Raw genomic sequence first — 25,467 nt, forward strand, 5'->3', positions numbered from 1 at the left:
TAATAAAAAAATTACAACGGAATATTTCCGTGTTTTTTCTTTGGCAAGGTAGACACTTTGTTTTGAAGAGCACTATAGGCTTTTATTAATTTTCTTCGAGTATTCTTCGGAAGAATTACCTCGTCGATAAATCCTCTTTGCGCGGCACTATATGGATTTGCAAAAAGGTCAGCATACTCAGCTTCTTTTTCTGCTAATTTGGCTTCAGGGTCTTTCGCCGCTTTGATTTCTTTTCTAAAGATAATCTCACTGGCGCCTTTCGCCCCCATCACCGCAATTTCTGCGCCAGGCCATGCGTAGTTAAAATCCGCCCCTATGTGTTTGGAGTTCATTACGTCATAAGCACCTCCGTATGCCTTTCTGGTAATTACCGTTACTTTTGGCACAGTAGCTTCACTTAAGGCATATAATAATTTTGCCCCATTGGTAATGATTCCGTTCCATTCTTGGTCGGTACCCGGCAAGAAACCTGGCACATCTACCAAGACCAAAAGTGGGATATTGAAACAATCACAAAAACGTGTAAAACGTGCTGCTTTTTTCGAACTATCCACATCTAAAACTCCCGCCAGACTCATCGGCTGGTTGGCAACGATTCCGATACTTTTTCCTCCTAATCGTGCAAAACCTACAACAATATTGTCGGCATAGTCTTTATGTATTTCAAAAAATGTATCCGTGTCGATAATCCCATCAATTACATGACGCATATCGTAAGGTTGATTTGAGTTTTCGGGTACGATGCTTTCTAGTTCCTCTCGAATTTCATCGCCCATTTCAAAGGGAATATCCGCCGGTGTATCTTCACAATTCTGTGGCATGTAACTTACCATCTGCTTGATTTGATTGATACATTGAATATCATTCGCAGCCGTTAAATGGGTTACTCCGGACTTGGTTGCATGTGTTGAAGCACCACCCAATTCTTCGGAGGTCACTTCTTCATTTGTTACGGTTTTCACCACATTCGGACCAGTTACAAACATATAACTCGAATTCTCAACCATTAAAGTAAAATCGGTCATTGCCGGAGAATACACTGCACCACCAGCACAAGGTCCCATGATTGCTGAGATTTGAGGAATCACTCCTGATGCCATCACGTTTCTATGAAAAATATCGGCATAACCTCCTAATGAACGAACCCCTTCTTGAATTCGGGCACCACCACTATCATTCAATCCGATTACGGGAACTCCTATTTTCATCGCCAAATCCATAATCTTGCATATTTTCTCGGCATGGGTTTCGGAAAGTGCACCACCAAATACGGTAAAATCCTGCGCAAAAACACAAACTTGTTTCCCATTTATGGTTCCATATCCAGTTACTACCCCATCCCCATAAAAGACTTGTTTTTCCATTCCAAAGTCCTTCGTACGATGGGTTACCAAGGCACCCATTTCTTCAAAAGAACCCTCATCTAAAAGAAAATGAACCCGCTCTCGAGCAGTTAATTTTCCTTTGGCGTGTTGTTTATCAATACGCTCTTGACCGCCCCCTAAATAGGCCTGTGCAAGTTTATCTTCAAGTATTTGTTTTTTATCCTTCATGCGCTATATCCAAATCAATTCGAAGTATTACATTCTATTTTTTTGCCAATCCGTAGCAACGGCAGCAGGAGTTTTTAATGTTTTCTGATTTTCAAGGTACAATTGCAATGCCACCAGACCCGCAATTTTTCGTTCTTCGGCATATTGTTCTTCCAACTGTTCGGGAGAGTAATATTTCTTAACAAAGTGGGTGTCAAAATTTCCGGAAGTAAAAGCTTCATGTTCGCAAACGAACTTTCCGAAAGACAAGGTTGTTTCTACTCCTTCTACTTTGTAATCTTCGATGGCCTTAATCATCAACTGAATGGCTTCTGCCCTGTTCTTTCCGTACGTAATCAGTTTTGAAATCATTGGGTCATAGTAGATAGGTACTTCCATACCTTCTTCAAAACCGTCATCAACACGAATTCCTTCTCCTACCGGAGTTTGATAGGTAGAAAGAGTTCCAATACTTGGAGAAAAGTTTGCCAAGGGGTCTTCAGCATATACGCGGACCTCTAGGGCGTGACCTTGAATTTTCAAATCATCTTGAGTGAATTCCAATTTTTCACCACGTGCAACCTTTATTTGTTGTTCTACTAAATCTACTCCTGCGATAATTTCTGAAACAGGATGCTCAACTTGTAGCCTTGTATTCATTTCAAGGAAGTAGAAATTTTTATTTTCATCCAAGAGGAATTCAACCGTACCCGCACCAACATAATCGCACGCCTTCGCTACTTTTATAGCGGCTTCTCCCATAGCTTTTCGAATCTCAGGCGTAAGCACTGCCGATGGAGCTTCTTCTACTACTTTTTGATGTCTTCGTTGCACACTACATTCACGTTCAAAAAGGTGAACAATGTTTCCATGTGTATCTGCTAGAACCTGAATCTCGATATGTCTTGGGGAGCCTACATATTTCTCTATGAAAACAGAACCGTCTCCAAAAGCTGCTTGCGCTTCACCAATGGCACGATCCATTTGTTCGGATACATCTTCTAATTTATCAACCACCCGCATTCCTTTTCCACCACCTCCAGCGGCAGCCTTTATAAGGATGGGAAAACCAATTTCCTTTGCTATTTTTTCTGCGAGTTTGACATCTGTAATGGCTTCTTCTATACCAGGCACCATAGGAATTTCATAATCACGAACCGCTTCTTTAGCAGCCAATTTATTCCCCATCACTTCAATCGCATGGGGTTTAGGACCAATAAAGGTAATTCCTGCATCTTCCACCATTTGGGCAAAGACCGAATTCTCACTTAAGAATCCGTACCCAGGATGAATACCTTCAGCACCTGTAGTTTTAGCAGCTTCAATAACTTTTTCCATCACCAGATACGACTCCGAAGATGGTGCGGGACCTAAAGGAACGGCCTCATCGGCAAATTTTACATGGGGTGAATGTCGGTCTACCTCAGAATAAACCGCTACGGTTTTGATTCCCATTTTTTGAGCGGTTTTCATAACTCTCAAGGCAATTTCACCTCGATTCGCAATTAGTATTTTTTTCATTCAATACGTACTTTGTTGTCATCCTGTAAATACAGGCATTTTTTATTCCATTTCAATAATCAACTGTCCCTTTTCAACAGCATCATCCTTTTTAACTTCTATAGATTTCACAATACCATCTCCTTGAGAAAGAATGATATTCTCCATTTTCATGGCAGATAGAACAATTAATGGCGTTCCTTCCGAAATCTCTTGACCCTCCGTCACCATCACATCAACAATAAGACCTGGCATAGGTGCTTTTATGGAATTTACTTTTTGCGCCGTAACAGCAAAAAGGCCCATTTCTTTCACCTGTTGGTCATATTCATCTTCAATTTTTACTTCGTAAGGATTTCCATTAACGGATAGTTTTACCGTCTTATTCAAAAAATCGGTAGCTAGTACTTCAACTTCGAAAGCTTTGTTATCTCGAAGTAAATGGAAGTTGGAAGAATCAATTGAAACCATATCCAAGGCTTCAACGGCGGTCTTTTCAACCTGTATTTCATCTTCGTTTACTGCAATTAAATAGTCCGACATCTGTAATGTATGATAAGGTGATTTTTTCTAATTTTTGCTAAAGGTATTGAAAAATTAGTTAACTATGTTAACTAATTTTTACCAGTTGCTTTCCAACATTTTTTCGTTCGAATAACCTATTGAGCGCTATCGGCATATTTTCCAAGCCTTCTAAAACATCTTCTTGATAGGTCAGTTTTCCCTCTTTTATCCATTGTGCCATTTCCTTTTCCGCAGTTGGAAATTCCTTTTCAAAATCATAAATAAAAAAACCTTCCATCTTTGAGCGAGTTCCGCCAATCTTATGCCAATTCTTTAAATAATAGTCTGTATTTTCTCTATCGGAATACTGTGAGATTCTTCCACAGCATACTACTCTTGCATAGCGTCTTAATTTGGTCAAGGCGATATCCAATATTTCTGCCCCTACATTGTCAAAATACACATCTATTCCCTCAGGAAAGAAATGGTCAATACGCTCGGAAACATTATCCTTAGTGTAATTAATGGCGCCAATATAGCCTAATTTCTCTATTAACAATTGACACTTTTCATCTGTACTGGCAAGACCAACAGCTCTTGCTCCTTTAATATTTGTCAAATGACCCACATTGGAACCTACTCCCCCCGTGGCTGCCGAAACTAATACATTATCCCCTTCTTTCAACTCACCAATAGTATAGAGTCCGAAATATGAGGTAAAACCGGTCATACCTAAAACGCCCAATGCCGTTGAATAAGGCAGCCCCTGTTGATTCACCTTGTACATCATATGATACGTACTACCATCACAAATCACATATTCTTGCCAACCGTGTTTCCCTTGCACAATATCCCCTACTTGAAAATCGGGGTTCTTGCTTTCCACAATTTCGCCAACACCGCGACCTCGCATGGTATCTCCAATTTGCATAGGATTTTCTATCCCCGCACCGTCTAACATATAAAATTTCATTACGGGAGCTACGGATAGAAAAAGTGTTTTAATCAAAAACTCTCCGTCTTTGAGCGGTGGCAAATCATCAACTTCTAATTTGAAATCCGATTTTTTGATAAAGCTTCCTGGTCGGGTGGCCAAAGTGAGGCGTCTGTTTTTCATGTTTCCAAAATACAAATAAATTAGTTAACATAGTTAATCGTTAAATTAATTAACTATTTTTTAATGAAAACCTTTTACTTCCGCTTAAATTAGTTAGTTTTAAGGGATTTGTTCGTTTAAAGCACCTTTAATATTCCAACTAATGAAGAATTTTTTTAAGATTTTTACTGGTCTTTACATTTTATTTCTTGTTTCTTGTCAACCTAAAGAACTGATTTTCGAAGATTCCATTTGCATTCAAAATATAAGTACCATAGACCCCATGGATGGTTTGAAAGAAAACCAAACGGTCATTATTACGAATGGAAAAATTCATAAAATAGGGAATACCGATTCTCTGCTATTATCTGCAGATAACAACATCATTGACGGCACCGGCAAATATTTGATTCCCGGATTATGGGATGCCCACGTTCACTTTGCTTATATCGAAGAAATCGCACCACTGATGTTTGATATGTTTCTCAGCGCTGGAATTACGAGTGTTCGCGATACCGGCGGAAAAGTCGATTTTGTCAAATTATGGAAAGATAAGGCATTGACAAAACCAACCACGGCACCGCGAGTCATGATGGCCGGACCTTTACTTGATGGCGAACCCAATGTGTATGATGGAAGCGATGCCTCTCACCCTGAACTTTCCGTTGGTCTAAGCTCCGTTGAGGATGTTATTTCTCAAATCGAAACTTTAATCAATAAAGATGTTGATTTATTAAAAGCGTACGAGATGCTTAGCCCTGAACAATTCAAAAAAGTTAATGAGTTGGCAAAGGCGAACGGCATAAAAGTCACCGGACATGTGCCATTGAGTATGGATGTTATATCCGCAGCCAATGCCGGATTAAACAGTATGGAACACCTCCGAAATTTGGAGCTATCCTGCGCGTCAAATAGTGATGAACTTTTAGCAGAGCGACAAAAAATGCTCGCTGACGGAAATGACATGGCTGGCGGGAAATTAAGAACCTCGATACACACAGCGCAACGTGAAAATGCCCTCAAGAATTATGATGAAACCAAAGCAGATGAAGTCTTGAATGTCTTAAAGGAAAAAAATGTTTGGCAAATTCCAACATTGGCATTAAACACGTTTTTGTCCAATAAATACTTTGCCGATCCTGAGTATCAAAAAAGTTATTTGCAACTACCAGATTCTATTGCAAAACATTGGAAAAACCGTTCGAATGTACTAAAAGACTTTCCGATGTCGGAAGCCTTCGCAGCTCAAGTGGATTTTAATCTTAAAATGGTGAAAAAAGTCTACGAAAAAGGTATTCCCTTAATGGCCGGCACGGATACACCTATCGCTTACCTAACACCAGGATTGAGTTTACACGAAGAACTTGAAGCTTTGGTCAATACAGGTATTCCTCCTTTGGAAGCACTAAAAACGGCTACTTATAATCCTGCTAAATATTTTAATATGGAGGGTGAGTTGGGTTCTATCAAGGAAAATATGTGGGCAGATTTGGTGATTCTTAATACCAATCCTCTTGAGGATATTCAAAATACAAGAGATATTGAAGTCGTTATTAAAGAGGGGCAAATATATGTCTCGGAAGATATGAAAGCGGACCTGAAAATTTTTAGAAATTAGGTCAAAATGGGTATAATTTCATAATATCTCTATAATTATTGCTCTTTTCTTGGTAAGTAATTAAAATATTAGTTAACTTTATTAACTATTAATGAATTAAACTATTTTTAATGAAAACACTTCCTTTTTTAGCGGCCCTGCTTTGTTTGACATTATTAAGCGTTTCTTGCGGCGGTGGAGAGAAAAAGAATCAGGAAGAAGTCAAGCCTGAATTTAACACAAAGAAAACCGAAAACACCTCAAAAGAGACCACCGCAGTGGCCTCCACAATTCCCCAATCGGAAAACAAGTTGGGTAGGCGCGTATTTCTTTTATGTGCCGCATGCCACAACGTAGTCAAAGGCGAGCCCCATAAGGTAGGTCCAAACTTAAATGGATTCTTAGGTCAGAAAGCGGGAATGAAAGAGGACTTTGTATACTCCGAAGCTTTAAAAAACAAAGGTATTGTCTGGAGCGAGGAAACCATTCGGGAATGGTTAACCAACCCTGCGGGTTATGTGCCGGGCACAAAAATGGCCTTTGTAGGTGTGCAAAAGAAGGAACAACAAGACGCTTTAATTGCGTATCTAAAAGAGGTAACACAAGACTAATTCGTAAAAATATAGCTATGAAAACGAACAGACGTAAATTTATTCAAGGTCTAGCTGGTGCTTCGGCGGGACTCATTATTCCCGCAAGTTGTACGCCCAAGGCAGAATCCAAAACCGCCAATGTTGAAGCTCCGGCAATTCACTCGAAAAACAAACCTGTTAAAGCAAGTCATGATATCGTTGTGGTAGGTGCGGGACTTTCTGGTCTTCACGCCGCTATGCTTCTTGAAGAGCAAGGTTTTGACGTACAAGTCATAGAGGGTAGAAATCGATTGGGCGGCCGAGTTTATACCTTAAACGATGTTCCAGGTAAACCAGAAGCTGCAGGCGAATTTATTGGCGCAAATTATGCGCGAATGCGAAACACAGTAGAAAAACTTGGTCTTGAAATGTACACTCCTGATGCAGGAGGTGGTGCAAATCGCCCTTGGTTATATAATATTAAAGGAGAATATATTACTGCCAAGAACTGGGAGTCTCACAAATTTAATCCGTTAGAAGGAGATGATAGAACCTTACTTCCGCATCGCTATTTATCTACTATTTCACACCGTGACAATCCCCTTCAAGGTAAACCCTTAAATGCTTGGTTAGAACCAGAATATCATCAATATGATATTCCGCACGACCAATATTTACGTTCCAAAGGTGTAAATGAAGAGACGATAAAACTCATGAATGTAATCATACATGCCGGTGGTATGCACAATACTTCGGCCATGAATGAATTACGTCGTTACCATGTGATGCATTTTAGTGATGGAAAAACGACTTTTCCTGATGGAACAGGTTGGAAAATGATTAAGGGAGGAAACTCGTTACTTCCTCAAGCCATGGCGGAAAGCATGAAAAATGAAGTACACTTGGGAAAAACTGTTATTGGTTTTAAGGAAGAAGATGGAGTTGTTCAAGTAAGCTGTGCTGATGGTAGTGAGTATACTGCAAAACAAGTGGTTTGTAGCATCCCTATAACTGTTCTCAAAAATGTAACCTTTGAACCTGTAGTTCAGGGTGTCACCAAAGATGCTATCAACGAAATGGATTATGGATTATCTGTTCAGGCTCACTTCCTGATCACAGAACCTTTCTGGGAGCAAGATGGTATGGATGCTAATATGTGGACAGATGGTCCGCTTGAACGTTTTGCAGTTCGTACGAAAAAAGACCCAAGTGACCCAGATGCTGGTTTGGCATTTATTAATGGGCCGGAATCATTGAAATTCCGTTTAATGAACGATGACCAGGTATTCACTTATGTGGAGAACAAACTAGCTGAAATCAGACCTTCAACCAAAGGAAAATTGAAGCGTATTATGATTCAATCTTGCGAACGTGACATTCACGGTGCTGGTGATTGGGTATACTGGCAACCTGGACAAGTGAAAAAATATGCCAATCACATGCGTAAAAACCATGGTAATATCCACTTCTGCGGTGAACACACAGCCATTATGGAACGAGGCATGGAAGGTGCTTTCGAGTCTGGTGAACGTGCCGCATTGGATATCATCTTGAATGCATAGCATAAACCGAAAGCTGTATTAAAAAAGAACACTTATGAAAACCTTCCGCTTTTTTGCAATACTTCTTTTAGCATCGATTAGTTTCCAAACTACTCATGCCGCTATTATCGTAGACGATGGTGACCCCAACGTCCGAGACCTTGGCGTTTTAGCTAAATGGTTTGAAGGTGAGTTTGACAACGATGAACAGTTATGGGTTGAAAGTAGGAGTGACTGGTGGGGTAAAGCCGACGAAAAGCACGGACGCATTCATGCAACCCACAAAAGAATAAAAGCTGATAGCATCGGCAAATATGTTTTCTATATCGAGGAGTATATGGATGACGACCCAAGTAAAATTGGCAGACAACGAATCGTCTCTTTTGAAAGTCTCAGCGAGAAAAAACCTGGCATTGAGATGAAATTATATTTTCTAAAAGATGCGGAAAAATATCTAATCGGTTCTGATACTCATAATGAGATGTTAGCCAATGTGACCATGGATGCGCTCTTCGGTCTTGATGGCTGCAATGTAATATTCCAGAGAAACGGACAACAATTTCATGGCAGTATGCGTGAGAAAGCATGTCAATTCGGAAAAGGAGATGAGCTTCGATATTCCGTTCATGATATGGTGGTTTCTGAGAAGGAGTATTGGCGTGTAGACCGTACTTTTTTGGTGAAAGATGATTCCTTTTTTAAAGGGCACCCGAACTCCGAACCTCATAAAATGCGAAAAGCTAAGGTGTATACTTGCGATGTTTCCTTCTATGAGAAAGCGTATTATTTACCTAGCGATAAAGACAAAAGTTACAAGGGATTAAAGGTACATGACCAAGGAGGAACTGCTTATGTTCTCAACCCAGTTGACGGCAAAACCTATTTCGTGCAATTACGAAATAAGGAATATCCATTTTATGATTTAGAGGATTCTGATTTCTTCTTTTTGCGATTCAAGGAAAAAGAAGCACAAGCTTCTACCGCACTTGCTTTTGCTGAACCTAACGCAAAAAAAATAGGATTCCAAATGAACTGGGCATCTGCGGTTTGTGAATGTGAAGAATAGCTAAATAATAAGCTCAAAATATATGGAACAAAAAGAATATCTAATGAAAAGCTACTTTCAAAACCTAAGTTCACTTTTGTCCATTGCACTGCTCGCAGCGAGCTGCAACTCTTCGGCACCATCAGAATCAGCAGAAAAAACAAGCTCGGAAAAGACTATAAAACAAGAGATTGCTTATGATTTAAACGACCCCAAAGATAAGCTCTTGATTTTCGAAAAAATGCAGGGAGACCTATCTGGGAAAATGACTTTTTCGTATTCGGAAGGAAGGGTTTTCGGGGTTCGACCTGATAGACCAGATAGCCTAAATGTTTTCGGAAAAGAAGTATTTCGGTATTCGGGCTGTGGAATGAAAATCATGCGATTACTTGACAATGGCAATGTGGAAACCAAATCAAAAGGTTGGCTGTTATACAGAGACCCAAAAACTGATGAATTTCTTAGCGAAGTGAAAAATCCTTATACGGGTGATGTTGTTGAAGTACCGGCATTCCGAGCTGGAATAAGAGGAGGAATAATGACGTCAGAAGGTCCTGAAGTAGATGCAAGTTTCACCATGGAAAGTACAGCGATTGGCGCACCCTTAGATTTAGTATTTACCGATATGGGCGATAAAATGCACATTACACGTCATGCATTTACCAAATGGTTCGAAAAGAAATCACAAACTTGGCGGACGGAAATGACTTTGGATACCTATGATGTAGAAAAAAAGTATTTATACGATAAATCATTAACTCATATTCCTGCGGATTATCATTGGACAAGTCAGACTTCTTGGTTGTCCCTATTAAAAATGGCTGGAACACCTGGTCATATGATTTGGACTTCCAGTGGTGGTACGTTCATGAGTAAAGATGACCTTCCTGCAGATTTTATAGCGGCTACAGAAGAAAAACAACCAGATGTATTTGCAACACCTTTAACTTGGGACGAGGAATGAAAAACGAAAAGAAAATCCAACAAAGCATCAACAGACGTGAGATGCTCAAAAAAAGTGGCCTAGCACTTGCAGCTGCTCCCTTTTATTTCGGACTAAACTCCTGTGTTAGTGGCGCAAAAAAAACAATGGATGCCGATGTTATTATTGTCGGCGCAGGGCTAGCTGGTTTAAATGCAGCGCTACTTTTTGAACAAGCGGGTTTTAAAGTGAAAATAGTTGAGGCTACCGATAGACTTGGTGGACGTGTACACACAGCGAAAGAAAGTGATGTACCTGGTCACCCAGAATTAGGAGGTAACGGTATTGGTGGTGGTTACGCTAGAGTACTCGATGCAGCACAAAAGTATGGGGTCTCTATGGGGCCGATGCGACCAAGAACCGAAGCTCGAAAAGGAGAATTGGTTTATCGCATTAAGAACAATTTCATTCTTCCTGAGGAATGGCCAACCCATGACCTGAATACCCTACCCGAAGGATATAGAAAGGGACTTCCTGCCTACGTTACCTGGGGTCACTTCGGAAAAATAAATCCATTGCCAGAAAATGATTTAGCAGCATGGCGCGACCCAAAATATAAGGACTGGGACAAGTCCACATACTCTGTTTTAAAAGATGAGGGTTTTTCAGATGATGACATCAAATTGGTGATGGGCACCAACTCTAGTTATGGTGTTGATGCACAAAACATATCAATTATGATGTATTTTCAGATACTCACTTGGATTGGCCAACAAAATGCATCTACTGGAAAAGGAGGGGCCATTGTTGGCGGAAACCAACGTTTACCTGAAGCTATGGCAGCCGCTTTCAAACAAGACATTATGCTAAGCAGTCCCGTTAAAAGCATTGCCTCAGAAGCTGATGCTACCACAATTACCTTGGACAATGGAAATACATTAAGAGCTCCCTATTGTTTGGTCACCTTACCGGCATCCGCACTACGTCGAATACAAATATCTCCGAGTGCCCAAGGCATACAACAAAAAGGATTTCAAAATTTAGATTATACACCGGTAGTGCAACTCCATTACGTTCCTAAGAAAAAATATTGGGAAGAAGATGGTTTACCACCAAGCATGTGGTGTGATAATTTGGCTGGTCGATTTATGGCTTTGAAGAATGATTTACAAGACCCTGATAGAGTAACTAGTTGCGTGGCATTTTTAAATAGCAATGTTGCCTTGGAAATAGATAAAATGAAGCAGGAAGATGCTATCGCTTTAGTTACCAAAACACTGGAAGACATACGGCCCAGTCTAAAAGGCGCATTAGACTTTACCTATTATTGGACTTGGGTAAACAACCCCTATGCCGGTGGCGCTTACGCCTATTGGAAACCCGGTGAAATCACTGATTTCGCGAACAATCTTGCCGACCCCATCGGACGTATTCATTTTGCCGGAGAACATACCGCTGTTATGAATAGAGGTATGGAAGGTGCCATGGAATCAGGGGAGCGTGCCGCTTTTGAATTAATGGATTTACTAGGGTAATAAAAAGCAATGGGTAGCATCAAACACAACCTCAACTTCTCAGAAAAGGATTCCAATATCAAGGGATTTCAAGAGGTCGTTTTTAGTGTTGCTGATATGAATCGATGGATAGACTTCTTTCAACGCAATTGTGGTTGGAAACTCATTAGTACCGAAAAAAGTTCTGGTGCATTAAAAAATATTTGGTCACTGGATGATTCAGTAGAATGGGAAGAAGCAATCCTTCACAACGATCGTGACCATGAAGGATTTGTTCGTTTAATACAATTTAAAAATGTGGAACAACGACAAATACGTTCCGCAACCAATGTTTGGGATACGGGCGGTATTTTCGATGTCAACATGCGCACGCCCGATATGGATTCGTGGTATCGAGAATTGCAAGATGAGGGCTGGAATGGTGTCTCAGAACCCAAACGTTATGTTTTTGGTCAATATGATGTGTCTGAAGTTTTAATGAAAGGTCCTGATGGAATTGTCATTGCCTTTATGCAACGTTTTAATCCTCCCTTGGTTGATTTCGACCATATGAAGAAAACGAGTCGTATTTTCAATTCTTCGGTTATTGTCAGTGATATGGAAGCATCCCACGATTTTTACATCAACAAATTGGGGTTCAAAATGTTTTTTCAAACCCCAGGTTTAGATAGGGCTTCGGGACACAACGTTATCGGTATTCCGCCCAGTGTAAATCATGAAATTACAGTTCCTATTGACATTGTACGACCAGATATTGACAATTTTGGCTCCATAGAATACTTAAAAACCAATGAACTCAAAGGACGGGACTGTGCCGAATTTGCAAAACCACCCAACTTAGGAATCCTAATGTATCGTTTTCCTGTTCGTGATGCGGGTGCCTATGCAACAGAACTTAAGAGTAAAGGAGTACAACTAAACTCTGAGGTACAAATGGCCACTGTAGCTCCCTATGGAAATTTAAAAATCTTCTCGGTTCTTTCGCCTGATGGTGTTTGGATTGAATTTATAGAATTAATCAACTAGAATTATGTCACTTTTATACAAAAGAATTACGCTTTGTGTTGCCGATTTAGACCGTTCACTTCAGGTGTATCGTGATATCTTAGGATTTACCATTAATTACATTCAACCTTCAGAAAAGGATTCATTTTCATATCCGGTATTCAATATTCCGAATGAGGCAGATTTGAATTTCGCCACCTTGGATAGTCCGACCCAAGAGCGCACCTTCGCCCTAACGGAAATTAAGGGTGTTCCCTTACCCAAACAAGAAGGCATTCATATGACCGCCTCGGTTATCAAAGTAGATTATTTGGCCGACGTTATCACTAAAATAAAAGCGTTAGGACTTAAAACTACGGATGTCAAAACCGATGAAAATGAATACTCCACATTTATCGAACAGGCCTTTGTAGATTTTGATGGACATTTGATTGTGCTCTACCAATTGATGAAAAAGTAAATGCATTTCATGGCCCTTGAATACAAACGAAATACGTTGGTGGTTGCCGACTATAAAAAGTCGCTAAAAATCTATTGTGATATTTTGGGCTTTTCGGTGAACTATATTAATATATCCGCTGCGGATTCGTATTCCTACCCCGTTTTTAATATTCCACCTGAGGCGACTGCCACTTTCGTAGCTTTGGACAGTCCAACTCAAGAACGCACTTTTGCCCTTACGGAAATTAAAGGGATTAAATTGCCTAAGAAGACTGAGCCACGTATGTCGGTCTCGGTCATCAAAGTGGATGATTTAAAAGGTATAATTGCCAAAATCAAGACTTTGGGTTTAGAAGTTTTAGTCCCATATGAAGACAATACGGATGGGATTAGCTATATCGAACAAGGCTTCGTTGATTTTGATGGCCATCTTATATTGCTCTACCAAGTCTTGGAATAAACTTCCCTTTTATTGGACAACCTCGGTTGTCTCTTTGGAGACAATAGGCTTAATAAAGAAACTAATTACAAAAGCGATGGTCAGCAATACTACAATCAACCAAAAACTTGCATTGTACGAACCTGTTTGGTCAGAAATATAAGCCGTCAACCACATTCCCAATCCTGACCCGACGCCTTCAAAGAAAGAAATGGCACCCCCAATTTTTCCTGCTGATTTAACCCCAAATGTGGTAATGATGATGTAGTTGAATAAGGTATAGAGTCCGCCCCAGCCAAGTCCGACAGCAACTAATGATGGCCATACCAAAGCTGGCGTACCTATTGCCAGACCTACAGTACCCAAAGTCATCATCGCCAATTGAATTTTAAACAATCGATGTTCATTGATAAGTTCAGCTATGGCTCCCGAAGCCAATTTCGCAACCAAAATTATTGCGAAGAAAATACTCAGCGCATTACTTGCATATTTTACCGAGAAATCCATTTCTCGTAAGTGCAAGAATAGATTACTGATAATCCCCAAAATACTATAGAAACAAAATACCCCAGCGAAGCTAATCGCCCAAAACACGGGGGATTTTATAGCTGCCGAAAATGACAGCTCTACCAACCCAGTTTCCTCATCCTTAACCGCCTTGTCGTCTGCCTTCTTGGTGTACTTAATCGGCTTGATAAAAATGAGCAATACTACCATTACGATTAGTGGTATAATCGCTTCAAATTGAAAGGCAGCGCGCCAACCGTAATTTTCCAATAACGGCCTTGCGATTTGGGGTATAATAATTCCTCCTAGAGAAGTACCTGCAAGGGCTATTCCTAAAGCGAGTCCTCTTCGTTTGACAACCCTTTGTGATACCATGATTACCGTAGCTAAAGTACCGGCTCCTGATACCGCAAAGGCTAATAACAAGTGAATCCCATAAATATGCCAAGCGGATTGAATATAGGAATACAAATAGTACATGGCCGCGAGCAATACCAATCCTAATACCATCATTTTTTTAACGCCGTACTTATCAATGACCGCTCCTAAAAAGGGAAGAATGACCGAGGCAGCAACCATATTGATTAAATCTCGAAGTTTCAATTCGGACTTCGTCCAACCGAAATCGGATAAAATGGCTTCGTCAAAAATGGTAATTCCCGAATAGGTCATACCATTGGTTACAATTAAAAGAATAGTACCTAAAATGGCGATTCCAAGTACTTTTAAAAAAGTTTCGTCTGTTTGTTTTGTATCCAAAATCGCTAGGTTTTAAAAAATTATTCAATCTTTATATAATCAATTGGCGTGTCATAAGGTGTTAGTTTCACCCCATCTTGGCGAACCAATTCCATGACGGACAAATGTCCATCAGAAAGTGTTTCTATAAGTTGAAAGGTCATTCCATTTCCTATATCACCAATGTGATTTACTGTAAATTGGTCGGTTACTTGCAGCGTGTATTCAGCAGCACCGAAAGGACCAACTTCCAACTTAGTATAATCCAATATCAAATCGTCATTGGCATTGGTAATCGTTTTCGGGTCTAAATGAGGTGCCTTTATCGATTCTAAAAACACTTTGCTTTTACCATCGGAGCGCAGATAAAAAATAAGCGGTTTGATATCCATTGCTTTTCCCGGGTAGGTATAATAACTTTCCTCAAGCACGTAAATACCTTCATGCCCTTCAGGGCGATTAATCACTTTATGATTACAGATATCGGTCACATGTTTCGCATATGGATGTACCTGCTTGCCTTCAGCCCGCTCCTTATCTACTTGTGCCTGATTATCAAGTGTACCGCACAAAATATCGGTAAATCGTTTTAATACTTTGTCCATTAGTTCGCTTGAAAAATTTCTACGTAAAATCCGTTTGGTGTTTCTAAAAGGCAAGCTTTACCGTCACCATGAATGTAGTCTGAAACTTGTTGTATTTCTGAAATCACCTTTATATTCTTGCCTTTGGCATTCGCCCTTACTTTTTCGATATCTTTGGTATGTAACGTATACATGCCCAAACCTTGATTTGGCACACAACTTTGTACGCCAGTATCAATCATATTGCCGTCTTTAAAATCTAAGAGCAAGTAATGGTTTTGTTGTGCTTCTTTTGCATAAATGCCGCAGAAACGGAATGGAGTTCCGGTATTAACACCCAAAGCACCTTCGTCAGCAGCTTCCCAAACCGAATCAAACAAAATATAATGTTCTAAAACATCGGTAAAAAAAGCAACCTCAGCATCGGAATCTTTGGCTACAAATGCTGAATACCCAGGACCACCAAAACCATCAGCAGGGTCACAAGGTGCTAGCTGCGGATAGTTTACACGCTCAATTCCCACGCAATGTAAATAATCGGGACCTTGATAAATGGTTTCTAAATAATGTCCTTTGTCTCCATTAGCGCGAACGATATCACCCAATTGCATCGGAGCCATCGCTTTGACACCGTACTCTTGCATGCGTTTATCCATTCCTTTTGCATCCGAAGTAGGGAATCCCAAAGAAAAAGAACCGAGTTCATAAGAACTATAGCTATTGTGAATCTGAGGTGTTGGTGTTTTCAAATGCAGAATTCGCAACTGAATCAAACTGGGTACGGTCGCCCGATAACAATGGTATAGGTCGTAGTCGATATCTGAAGGAATATTCCAAAACGCTTTTTGCTTCTCTTTTTCTTCATCGGTCAAAGTTACTGCATCGATTTGCATCTTCATTACCTCGCCATAAAAGTGCTTGTAGGTATCTAAATCGACCGTACAAAGGGTGGCCGTATGAATGTAACTCGTTAAAGCACCTTCACCGATTCCATTGGGAATATTTAATTGTGTTTTCTCCATTTTCTCTTTTCTTTTTTATTCCATTCGGTCGAGGTTGTGATAGGCATAATCTGCTGCGGTTGTTACTAGTTCACCAGTATCTAACAGAGTAATTTTATCGCGATAGGCAAAGACATCTTTAGTCAATCGTACTTGGTAGTTAAAGACTTTGTTACCAAAAGCGCAATCTTTGCCGTTCATGTTCATATCGTAGGCCTCGCCATCTTTTGCCACTATCAAGTCACATTTATCTGGATAGGCGCTGATTTCTTCAGCAGTAATGTTTTTTAATACTTCTGGATTTCTCCATGCACCTACATACTTTTTCTTATCCTTAAAAGGCCACATTTTCACACGAATAGTTTCCGTAGAATCAATGTCTAAAGTGTAAATACGTTGACGATACGTACTATCGGGTTGATGGTTGCGGTACTCCTCAACGTACAAAACGTTATCCCCAATTGCAGGGTTATCCACTTTGATGTAATGTGACTCTACCTGTAGCCAGCCACCTTCGCCTGTATCATCAAACATCCAAACTTCTCCGCCAGCTTCTTTTGCTTTGGCGATTTGTTTGTCATTGTTGAATTTTCCAGGCCAAAACTCCATGATTTCAGCTAATTGTTCTTCGGGAGTCGTTGCCACTTTTACTACTTCTTCAGCTTGCGCTGGGGCTTCTGTTTTTTTCTCTTCCTTGCAACTCATAACCAAAGCCATCAAGGTTACTGCAAATACTGCTTTTTTCAATGTAATTTTCATAATTGCTATTTTACGATTTCCTTATTTCTTTACTTCTGCGGCCACTCTAAAGCCTAGCATAAAACTTTTGTAGTCGGCACCATCACGAGAGCGAACCGCTGCCCTGCTCCACGCAACTCCACTTATCCAGCTTCCGCCTTTTGGGGTTCTTGCATCACATTCATTATTCTCATTATCTGTCCAAGCCGAGCCATCGACTGGGGCATTGGTCAAATCATTTTGGAAGCAATCATTGGTCCATTCCCAAGCATTACCAACCATATCATAAAGCCCAAATTTATTTGGTTTGAATCTACCGACCCTTGTTGTAAATACATATCCATCAGTACAAGGAAAAGAGGCTCTGGTAGGAAATTTATCTGCGAATGCGGTATCTCCAATATTCGCATATTCACAAGCCTCCTCAGGATTAGTCCCCCAATACCAAGGTGTGGAACTTCCTGCACGTGAGGCATACTCAAATTCGACTGCGGATGGAACACGATACGTACGCCCTGTTTTTTTACTCAACCATTGGGCATAGGCGTCGGCATCCGTCCAACTTACACAAACAACAGGGTCTGTATCGCGTTGCGGGTATCCAGGATTCTTCCAGTTATGCTCGGCTATATACCCATAACTTTTTCCATCAAAATAATTACATCCAACTAAAGGTTCGCCTTTGTAGAAGGCTTGATTGGATTTGTATTTGGTCTCTTCCATAAAAGCACGGTATTGCGCTAAGGTCACTTCGTTCTTGGCCATAGCGAAGGATTTTTCTATGGTCGCTTTTACGCGTTTACGCTCTCCCTTTTTTCTTCCTATTTCTTCTTCATAAGAACCTATATAAACTGAGCCCGAAGGAATGACCACCATTTCAGGACAACCTTTACAATCCGTGAACGTTTTTATCTCTTCTTGGGTGTCGGGTTTGTTCCCCACAGCTACCACAAAAAAGAGGGCAAATGCTAGAAATTTGATTGCTTTTTTCATGACGTTCTATTCATTTAAACTATTGAGCGTATTTGTGATATTTTCAAAACTTGGTAATGATTTTCCATCTGTAGTTTCCGCATAGCGAACCACTCCTTCACCATCGATTACAAAAGCAGAACGCATAGAGAAGCCCGTCATACCAGCAAAGTCACCATCGAACAACACACCGTAATCTTTACTTACCTGTCTATTAAAATCTGAACCTAAGTGAAAATCCAAACTGTTTTCCTTTGCGAATTTATCCAAGACAAAAGGAGAATCAACAGACACTCCGACCACTTCGGCATTTAGCGAAGTATAATCATTATTATCGCCATTAGCGGTACACAGTTGTTCGGTACAAACGCTGGTAAATGCCAACGGAAAAAAATGAAGTATTAGATTTTTGCCTTTGTAATCACTTAATTGAATTGGTTCTAAATCGGTACCAACCAATTTGAAATCTGGAGCCTTTTGCCCCACGGTTAATGCTGCCATTTTTGTGCTTAGTTTTATTCTTTATCGGTTTTCTCCATTTTCGCTTTTTCCGCCATATACTTTTTATAAACCGTCCAGGACGTTTCATTTTCCCTTTTATCATCCTTTGCAGGAGGATTCATATAAAGAGGGTAGCGCTCTTCAAGTATTTTTTGAATTCGAGGCCATATTTTGTCTTTGTCTAAAACACTTTCGCCTGTTGAATTTACTACCATAATACCTTGCTTTCCTCCCATATTCATCCATGGCAACCATTGCGCAATACGCGACCATGAGATACTTGATGTCTTGAGGTCTCTAATTTTAGGGTTTGTCAATTCTTCAGTGGAGTAATACGTATTAAATATTTCCATAGCGTGATATTTACCACCAACTGCATTTTGATATTCGCCTCCTAAAGGGTTATTATAAAAAAGTGGATATTCATAAGAAGTAACAGCTACATCACCATACTGTCGGAATGAAAAGGTAGCTCTATCCTCGCCTTTATCATCCTTTTCGTAAATGTAGCTACGAAGACTTACAGGGTCGTTTGCTACATGAAGTACCTCAACGGTTTCACCTGTCCATGGGTTTTCCCAAGTATCTAAAATTTCATTGGTTTCCGGGTCTAAATACATCATGATTTCACGACCTACGCTACGAAATCCTTGTCCTTTTATATCATCTTCCACACAATCACATTGACGGACGTTAATTCCCACAACATTAAAAATATTCTTGTCCTTTTCGCCCTCGATGCGACTGTACATGCGACCTTCCCACATGCCATAAACCGGCTTTCCCTCTTCAAGAGTATTACAAACCGTTTTTTGTAACATTTGTAAGGCTTCGAGTCCTTTGAATTCTTTTTTCTGTGCTTGTAACGTTATCACGAATACGACGCTTAATAAGAGTGTGATTTTTGTTTTCATTGTTCTGGTATTAATTGTTCATTTCTAAAAATTCCCACCAAACCCCATCAGGACTTAGTAGTGCAAAGCAATTTACTTTGCCATATGGTTCTATTGTAATTTCTTGTAATGGTTGATGCATTTGAATACCTTTTTCCAAAAGTGAATCGTAATACGCTTCCACATTTTCAACCTCGCAACGATACATCAACAAGCCTCTATTTGGGGGAATCGCAAGGCTTGAAAAATCTTTTCCGGTTACTCCCTCAAATTCACAAGCTTGAAACATGACATCACGGGTTCCATCCAAAGAAAAAATGTTGGCTTTACAGGTGATATCCTCAATCATATTCATGGGGATATTGAACATATTCTCAATGGGAGCGTCTTTCTTTACCTCATATTCGTTCAAAAGTGAAAACCCTAATTTATTGACATAAAAGTCTTGGGTTTCTTCCAAATTCTTTACGGTGAGGGAAGAATTATATACATGCGAAGGAATTTTATACCCTTCGGGAAGTTCTAAAGGCGGCTGTACCCTATGCGTAAAAGCGATGATGATATCATCGTAGCCTTTCATTAAAATATCATACAGTTCAAAGGGACCCATTTTTTGCAACAAAGGGTCGCTAAGCCCATGCCAGCCCAAATCACGTATTTCATCAAAAGTCTGGGCTACTTCAGGAACGCGCAGGTTGATATCCATTATTCCACCAATATCCCATGGATTTTGAGAAGAACGAATGTGCTTTTGTTCTGTGTTATGATATTTTACCAAACGCAAGGAACCTGCTTTATGGTCTGCAAAACGAATCAATTTTTCGGATGCAGAAACGGAACTATCAAGTTTCCAGAAGTTCAAAACACTTCGGTCAGATTCATAATCACCCACAACGTCAAGTCCGCCGTAATCACAGAAAAAGCTTTTTACTTTTTCCATGTCACCAACGCTATAAACGACTTCTATTATGGTTTTCAGTTGATACAAAAGTGTTCTTTTCCTTTATAGATTGAAAAGATACAAAAAATAGTTAACTATGTTAACTATTAATTTAATTAATCTTATTGAAATATAGTATCAGGAGCCAGGTCGCAACTCTTGCTGCATCTTCACGTTCCGGTCTGTTTTTAAATCGCATTGCGCGCGAATCCATCCGGGATTAAAACCGATTCTATCCGCTCCAGGATTTCCCCATGAATAAATTAATGTTTTCTGTGTCGCTTTATCGACAATATATATCACAAAGGTTTCGCGGTGCATTCCGAACGACCAGGTATTCCGCATACCAAAATGCATTTGGCGACCATCTGGATACTCAAATTCAAAAGAACCGCCTTGGTCGTAGATATCTATATAGTGTTTGGTAACCGTGGGACGACCGTTAGTATCGTTGGGGAAATCGAGCATGCAAGTAAAGCAGCGTGCTTTTTCCATATGGTAAGCACTTACTTGTTTATTGTCAGCCATACGTTTACCAGATTGGTAGATAATCTCTTGAAAACCAAAACTTTCTTCTGTAATACTGAATTGGTAATCTATGTTTTGTTTACCATCGGCACTTTTGTTGCAACTCTTATCTATGGTTTTTGCTAAAAATCCATTACCATTTCGTCGTAATATCATTTCACAACCTTCAACTAAGGCTTCTGATTCTGCAGTCAAGCTAGCGATTCCATCAAAAGACTTGCCTGCCGCCAAGACCGCTTTTTTATCCTTAAAATGGAAAACTTTTACTCGAATGGCCTTTTCGTTATCATCAGGAAATAATTGATACACACATTTTCTAGCGATGTTAGTTGGGTCATCTTTTCGATACTCTTCAACATATACCGCCCCTACTCCGAAGTTGGAATTCTGAAATTGCCGCACTGAAGCATGTACGCGTTCATGCGGTGCAACCTCACCTTCTTTCAATTGAATTTTGTCGAAATCGAGCTGTTCGACATTGTCATACTCCCCCTCCCAAATGTGCATCAAATAATCTAGTTCTCGCTCAGGATAGGTAAATTTTCGATTTGGTTCGACGGTTGATGCTAGTCGTTTTTGAGCAGTTACAGAAGATTTTCCCATTTCTGGAGAGCTAGCGGACGGTTTGTTTTTTTCTTGACTTTGGCATGCTAAAAAACCCATTAAAAAAATGGTTAGTATTATTTTCTTAATGGGTTCCATATATATAGTGGTTTGATTATTTATCTTTTTTTAGCCAATCTCCAACTCCGTATGGGTCTGGGTGCGCCTCAGAAACATGCTCGTGTCTGATTTTCCAATCACCATCTATTTTTTTCATTACAAAAGACGAGCGAAAGGTCGTCATGATTTCTTTATCTCCTATGGAAATGTATAAGTCAGTTACACCACCAATCCATCCCATATCGCCCACGATTTCCTCGTACGGGCCCTCGGTCCAAATAATTTTATCTAATGAAATGGAGGAAGTAACAAAATCACCCCATCCTTTCATAATCATACTAAAACCTTTGGTGGCTAAACGTGGCCCTTCTAAAACTACATAGGTGTCTTCATCTGGGCAGTATCCGTTTCTGATTTCATCCATATCACGTTCCGATATGGCATTCCAAAATTTTCGAATTCTTTGTTGAAGTATACTCATTACATCTCGTTGATATCGTTCGCAATTTCTTCCAACGATTTATCAGGATTCTCCAATTCTTCTTGCTCTTGCTGTACAATTCGAAGTACTCGGCTAATATACTCGGCATGCCATGTTTGGCGCTGCTCCTCCTGCTCTTTGGTCTCAGGAACAAAAGTTTCGATTTCCTCGCGGGTCACCGTTCCTTTTTTCTCTAATAGACGTTCAATACTGTCCATGCGCTCACGCATTACGGCAAGCTCTCCGGCTATGGCCATGGTAATATTCAAAACACGTTCCACCGCAGGGTCGTCATGAAAATAAGGACGTTTTCCCTTGGGCTTGTTTGAAGCTAATTTTATATAATCTATTTTTTCTTCCATCTTCTAGTTTTTAATAGCACCAAATACATTCCAAATTGGTGAACGACCATGATCTTCTGGTTCATCCGCTTTTTGCGAACCATCGTCCAAATCGTTTTCCGCTTTAGCGCCAATTTGCATAAAATCTTCTTCTCTAAATCCTGAAGATTTCATCAAATCAATAGGCTCAATATCATGCATTTTTGACCAATAGGGTTCATTGTTATAAAGTGCATCCCAATCACGGATGAACTTTTCAAATAAGCTCATATCATCAGTATACTGAGGTTGCTCAATGTGTAAGGTCAAACCTTTTGGTTTCAGTACGCGGTAAACCTCATTCATGATGTTATAAATTGATTTTCCACCAGTTTCATGAAAGAACATAGTAGATTGTACCCAATCAAAAGATTCATCCTCGAAGGTAGTTTGCGCGGCATCCATTTGCATGAACTTTACGTTAGTAATACCTAAATCCATTGCTCGTGCATGCGCATATCGTAACATTGGTGCACCTGTATCTATTCCGATAACCTCAGCATCAGGAAATGCTTTTGCAATCGGCAATACATTATGACCCATACCACAACCGATATCTAAAATACGTTTCGGACTGAAATCAGGGTAAGTTTTCTTAACCCAACTAACAATAGCTTTTCCTCCACCATCACTGTAGCGACCTAAAAGTCCCGCAGTAGTTACGAAAAGTCCGGTATCATAATTTGCAGCCGGCGTTACATCCTCCTCAATAAGTTCGGTATGATAACTACCAGGCATGATGTGATTGTCACATGCCAACAAATAAGGGGGCACCTCCACACTTTCATCAAGTATCAAGGAATCTTTACCTTCATTCAGAGCTTTTACTTTATCACGTAATTCCGCTGCCTGACGCAAAACGATAGAACGCCCAGCTTGCTGACGCATTTCCATTGTACTTCTTCTTAAGGAAGACCAAACTTGGTAATGGGAGTCTTTGCTTATCGCTTCTTTTAGTTCTTCGGTGGATGCTATTTTTCTACCGTGTTCTTTCTCAAATTTAGGTTCTACCCTATTTTCAAAAGCCACTTTGTTACCGGTAGATACGTGCGCTAAATGCTTGTTCAAATTCGCCAAGAAATTATATCTAGCTCTTTCATCATGGTTCATCTCGGGAAAAACAGCATGTTGTGCTATTTTATTATATACCGGAGGTAAGTTTCGTACGCTCATAACTTTCTTTTTTAACTAATATATCCTAAAATTTTATCTTCTGCTATTGCAGCTTTATCCCTATCCGCGGGGTTGCCGTATCCAGCACCTCCAGGGAGTGTTAATATCAATTCTTCACCTGGAAATAATTTTCCCAATCCTTTGGATGGAAATTCACGTTCAGGTACAATTTTTACTGAGCCCATGGACCCATCTTCACCACCCAGAATTCCTTTGGAAGCAGTTACCGTTTTCTCTGCAACCATGGAAACGTTGATTGGTTTTTCACCGATATTCTTAAAGCTAAAACGTTGTCCCAGTCCACCTCTAAACTCTCCGTTTCCGGCCGAGTTAGGCAGTAAAGATTTTTCAGTAACCAAAACTGCAACATCGGTTTCCAGTACTTCGATAGGCACATTCGCCACGTTGGTAGGAAAACTTAAAACATGTTCCCCATCCATAGTCGGTCTTGCACCGTAGCCTCCATTTAGAAAGAAGTACTCGACAAACTCTTTTCCTTTATGTTCCCCGTTTAGCACAATACACCAACATGCACTACCACAGTCCGCTTGCACTTGATTCGGTACGGCTTTTGCCAAAGCCCCGAATACCACGGAGTGCAACATGTTTCCGGTAACGTTTCTAGCTCCAAGCGGGGAAGGTTTTTGAGCGTTTACAAGACATCCTTTCGGCGCGGTAACCGTGATGGGATAAAATGACCCATCATTATTTGGCACATCTGGACTGAAAGCACATTTAATCGGATATGCCGTATATGCAAAAGCATAGTTCAGTACAGCATTGATACTCATATAATGTGCACCCGAAGTACCGGTATAATCGGCAACTACCTTATCACCTTTAATCGTAATTGTAATTTCAAAATGACAGCCTACACCTCTTCCATCTCCGTCTGTATCATATGCATAATGATAACTGCCATCTGGTGCTGCTGATAAGGCTTCACGCATTGCTTTTTCAGATGCGTTTATCACGGCATCCGATAAATCTTGAAGGTCTTCCAAATCATTTTCTTCCATCAACTTCATCAAAGATTTGATGCCTTGGTCATTAGCGGCAACCTGTGCACGGATATCACCAACCGTTTGGTCAGCAGCCCGAACGTTATGTTCCAATATGTTGAATAAAGTCTCATTGGGCTCTCCTTGCGACATCAATTTCGTTGGTGGCACCATTAATCCTTCTTCATACAAATCACGAGTACCTGCACCCCAAAGTTGACCGCCCATATCAGGAGAGTGTGCAATGGTTCCAATAAAACCAATAATATAACCCTTATAGAAAATCGGAGAGACAATACCAATATCAGGTTTATGACCTGCACATAACCAAGGGTCATTGGTCATGACTACATCACCTTCTTTCCAAGTATCTAATGGAAAATAATCTTTCAATAAAGCCTTTGTCAAAATGGGTAAAACGCCCAAAAACGAGGGAACTGAAACACTTGACTGTGCTATAGAACGCCCTTTTTTATCCATCAATACGACGGCAAAATCATTACTCTCACGCGTTACCGTTGAAAAGGAGGTACGCTGTAATGTTGTTCCTGCCTCATCAACTATACTTATTAATCTTGACCATAGAATACTAAGGGCTATCGGGTCAAAAGTTGTTGCTGTTTGCTGCATTATTCAAAATTAGTTAACTAAGTTAACTA

26 protein-coding genes are annotated in these 25,467 nt (G+C 40.1%); 9 read left to right on the top strand and 17 right to left on the bottom strand.

What is annotated here, in order from left to right:
• Positions 1 to 11: 11 nt before the first annotated feature.
• From FEE95_RS03990 to FEE95_RS04005, 4 genes are all read right to left on the bottom strand, one after another.
• Positions 12 to 1,553 carry an acyl-CoA carboxylase subunit beta gene (locus tag FEE95_RS03990; protein ID WP_138656530.1) on the bottom strand — a complete coding sequence of 514 codons (1,542 nt, stop codon included), beginning with the start codon at positions 1,551 to 1,553 and terminating at the stop codon, positions 12 to 14.
• A gap of 27 nt (positions 1,554 to 1,580) precedes the next feature.
• A complete protein-coding gene (accC, locus tag FEE95_RS03995) occupies positions 1,581 to 3,053 on the bottom strand; it encodes an acetyl-CoA carboxylase biotin carboxylase subunit (protein WP_138656531.1) in 1,473 nt (490 codons plus the stop codon).
• Between the two features lie 42 nt (positions 3,054 to 3,095).
• The gene (locus FEE95_RS04000; protein WP_138656532.1) at positions 3,096 to 3,575 is read right to left on the bottom strand and encodes a biotin/lipoyl-containing protein; all 480 of its coding nucleotides are present in this window, start codon (positions 3,573 to 3,575) and stop codon (positions 3,096 to 3,098) included.
• A gap of 67 nt (positions 3,576 to 3,642) precedes the next feature.
• A complete protein-coding gene (locus FEE95_RS04005; RefSeq protein ID WP_138656533.1) occupies positions 3,643 to 4,653 on the bottom strand; it encodes an NADP-dependent oxidoreductase in 1,011 nt (336 codons plus the stop codon).
• A gap of 142 nt (positions 4,654 to 4,795) precedes the next feature.
• Between FEE95_RS04005 and FEE95_RS04010 the strand changes: the two genes are divergently transcribed.
• From FEE95_RS04010 to FEE95_RS04050, 9 genes are all read left to right on the top strand, one after another.
• Positions 4,796 to 6,250 carry an amidohydrolase family protein gene (locus tag FEE95_RS04010; RefSeq protein WP_138656534.1) on the top strand — a complete coding sequence of 485 codons (1,455 nt, stop codon included), beginning with the start codon at positions 4,796 to 4,798 and terminating at the stop codon, positions 6,248 to 6,250.
• 110 nt (positions 6,251 to 6,360) lie between these two features.
• Entirely contained in the window at positions 6,361 to 6,840 is a 480-nt protein-coding gene (locus FEE95_RS04015; protein ID WP_138656535.1) for a c-type cytochrome, read from the top strand.
• A gap of 17 nt (positions 6,841 to 6,857) precedes the next feature.
• Positions 6,858 to 8,363, top strand: coding sequence for a flavin monoamine oxidase family protein (locus FEE95_RS04020; protein ID WP_171036974.1), 1,506 nt, complete (start codon positions 6,858 to 6,860; stop codon positions 8,361 to 8,363).
• Positions 8,364 to 8,397: 34 nt separating this feature from the next.
• Positions 8,398 to 9,408: a chromophore lyase CpcT/CpeT gene (locus tag FEE95_RS04025; protein ID WP_138656537.1), complete on the top strand. Its 1,011-nt coding sequence runs from the start codon at positions 8,398 to 8,400 to the stop codon at positions 9,406 to 9,408.
• 43 nt (positions 9,409 to 9,451) lie between these two features.
• Positions 9,452 to 10,351, top strand: coding sequence for a DUF1838 family protein (locus FEE95_RS04030; RefSeq protein WP_171036975.1), 900 nt, complete (start codon positions 9,452 to 9,454; stop codon positions 10,349 to 10,351).
• The gene (locus FEE95_RS04035; RefSeq protein WP_138656539.1) at positions 10,348 to 11,844 is read left to right on the top strand and encodes a flavin monoamine oxidase family protein; all 1,497 of its coding nucleotides are present in this window, start codon (positions 10,348 to 10,350) and stop codon (positions 11,842 to 11,844) included. Before FEE95_RS04030 ends, FEE95_RS04035 begins: the two co-directional genes overlap by 4 nt.
• A gap of 9 nt (positions 11,845 to 11,853) precedes the next feature.
• Complete coding sequence (locus tag FEE95_RS04040) at positions 11,854 to 12,849, top strand: VOC family protein (protein WP_138656540.1); 996 nt, start codon at positions 11,854 to 11,856, stop codon at positions 12,847 to 12,849.
• A 4-nt stretch (positions 12,850 to 12,853) separates the two neighbouring features.
• The gene (locus FEE95_RS04045) at positions 12,854 to 13,288 is read left to right on the top strand and encodes a VOC family protein (protein WP_138656541.1); all 435 of its coding nucleotides are present in this window, start codon (positions 12,854 to 12,856) and stop codon (positions 13,286 to 13,288) included.
• 9 nt (positions 13,289 to 13,297) lie between these two features.
• On the top strand, positions 13,298 to 13,729 hold the full coding sequence (locus FEE95_RS04050; protein ID WP_171036976.1) for a VOC family protein: 432 nt from the start codon (positions 13,298 to 13,300) through the stop codon (positions 13,727 to 13,729).
• A 9-nt stretch (positions 13,730 to 13,738) separates the two neighbouring features.
• On the opposite strand, the gene FEE95_RS04055 is transcribed toward FEE95_RS04050, so the two are convergent.
• The 13 genes from FEE95_RS04055 to FEE95_RS04115 form a co-directional block, all read right to left on the bottom strand.
• Entirely contained in the window at positions 13,739 to 14,974 is a 1,236-nt protein-coding gene (locus tag FEE95_RS04055) for an MFS transporter (RefSeq protein ID WP_138656543.1), read from the bottom strand.
• 20 nt (positions 14,975 to 14,994) lie between these two features.
• Positions 14,995 to 15,558, bottom strand: coding sequence for a hypothetical protein (locus FEE95_RS04060; RefSeq protein ID WP_138656544.1), 564 nt, complete (start codon positions 15,556 to 15,558; stop codon positions 14,995 to 14,997).
• Positions 15,558 to 16,559, bottom strand: coding sequence for a hypothetical protein (locus FEE95_RS04065; RefSeq protein ID WP_138656545.1), 1,002 nt, complete (start codon positions 16,557 to 16,559; stop codon positions 15,558 to 15,560). Before FEE95_RS04065 ends, FEE95_RS04060 begins: the two co-directional genes overlap by 1 nt.
• Positions 16,560 to 16,574: 15 nt before the next feature.
• Complete coding sequence (locus FEE95_RS04070) at positions 16,575 to 17,297, bottom strand: chromophore lyase CpcT/CpeT (RefSeq protein WP_138656546.1); 723 nt, start codon at positions 17,295 to 17,297, stop codon at positions 16,575 to 16,577.
• Positions 17,298 to 17,318: 21 nt separating this feature from the next.
• Positions 17,319 to 18,269, bottom strand: a complete 951-nt coding sequence (locus FEE95_RS04075) for a formylglycine-generating enzyme family protein (protein WP_138656547.1) — start codon at positions 18,267 to 18,269, stop codon at positions 17,319 to 17,321.
• 6 nt (positions 18,270 to 18,275) lie between these two features.
• Positions 18,276 to 18,749: a redoxin domain-containing protein gene (locus tag FEE95_RS04080; protein WP_138656548.1), complete on the bottom strand. Its 474-nt coding sequence runs from the start codon at positions 18,747 to 18,749 to the stop codon at positions 18,276 to 18,278.
• A 14-nt stretch (positions 18,750 to 18,763) separates the two neighbouring features.
• A complete protein-coding gene (locus FEE95_RS04085; protein ID WP_138656549.1) occupies positions 18,764 to 19,663 on the bottom strand; it encodes a DUF1838 family protein in 900 nt (299 codons plus the stop codon).
• A 10-nt stretch (positions 19,664 to 19,673) separates the two neighbouring features.
• A complete protein-coding gene (locus FEE95_RS04090; protein WP_138656550.1) occupies positions 19,674 to 20,582 on the bottom strand; it encodes a VOC family protein in 909 nt (302 codons plus the stop codon).
• Between the two features lie 138 nt (positions 20,583 to 20,720).
• Entirely contained in the window at positions 20,721 to 21,773 is a 1,053-nt protein-coding gene (locus FEE95_RS04095) for a CpcT/CpeT family chromophore lyase (RefSeq protein ID WP_171036977.1), read from the bottom strand.
• 55 nt (positions 21,774 to 21,828) lie between these two features.
• Positions 21,829 to 22,254, bottom strand: a complete 426-nt coding sequence (locus tag FEE95_RS04100; protein WP_138656552.1) for a YybH family protein — start codon at positions 22,252 to 22,254, stop codon at positions 21,829 to 21,831.
• Positions 22,254 to 22,616: a hypothetical protein gene (locus FEE95_RS04105; RefSeq protein WP_138656553.1), complete on the bottom strand. Its 363-nt coding sequence runs from the start codon at positions 22,614 to 22,616 to the stop codon at positions 22,254 to 22,256. Before FEE95_RS04105 ends, FEE95_RS04100 begins: the two co-directional genes overlap by 1 nt.
• Before the next feature lie 3 nt (positions 22,617 to 22,619).
• Positions 22,620 to 23,807 (bottom strand): class I SAM-dependent methyltransferase, encoded by a 1,188-nt coding sequence (locus FEE95_RS04110; RefSeq protein WP_138656554.1) that lies wholly within the window; start codon positions 23,805 to 23,807, stop codon positions 22,620 to 22,622.
• Between the two features lie 11 nt (positions 23,808 to 23,818).
• Positions 23,819 to 25,438 carry a hydantoinase B/oxoprolinase family protein gene (locus tag FEE95_RS04115; protein WP_138656555.1) on the bottom strand — a complete coding sequence of 540 codons (1,620 nt, stop codon included), beginning with the start codon at positions 25,436 to 25,438 and terminating at the stop codon, positions 23,819 to 23,821.
• Positions 25,439 to 25,467: the final 29 nt, after the last annotated feature.

The organism is Maribacter algarum (ex Zhang et al. 2020) (assembly GCF_005885635.1).
Classification (GTDB): Bacteria; Bacteroidota; Bacteroidia; order Flavobacteriales; family Flavobacteriaceae; genus Maribacter_C; species Maribacter_C algarum.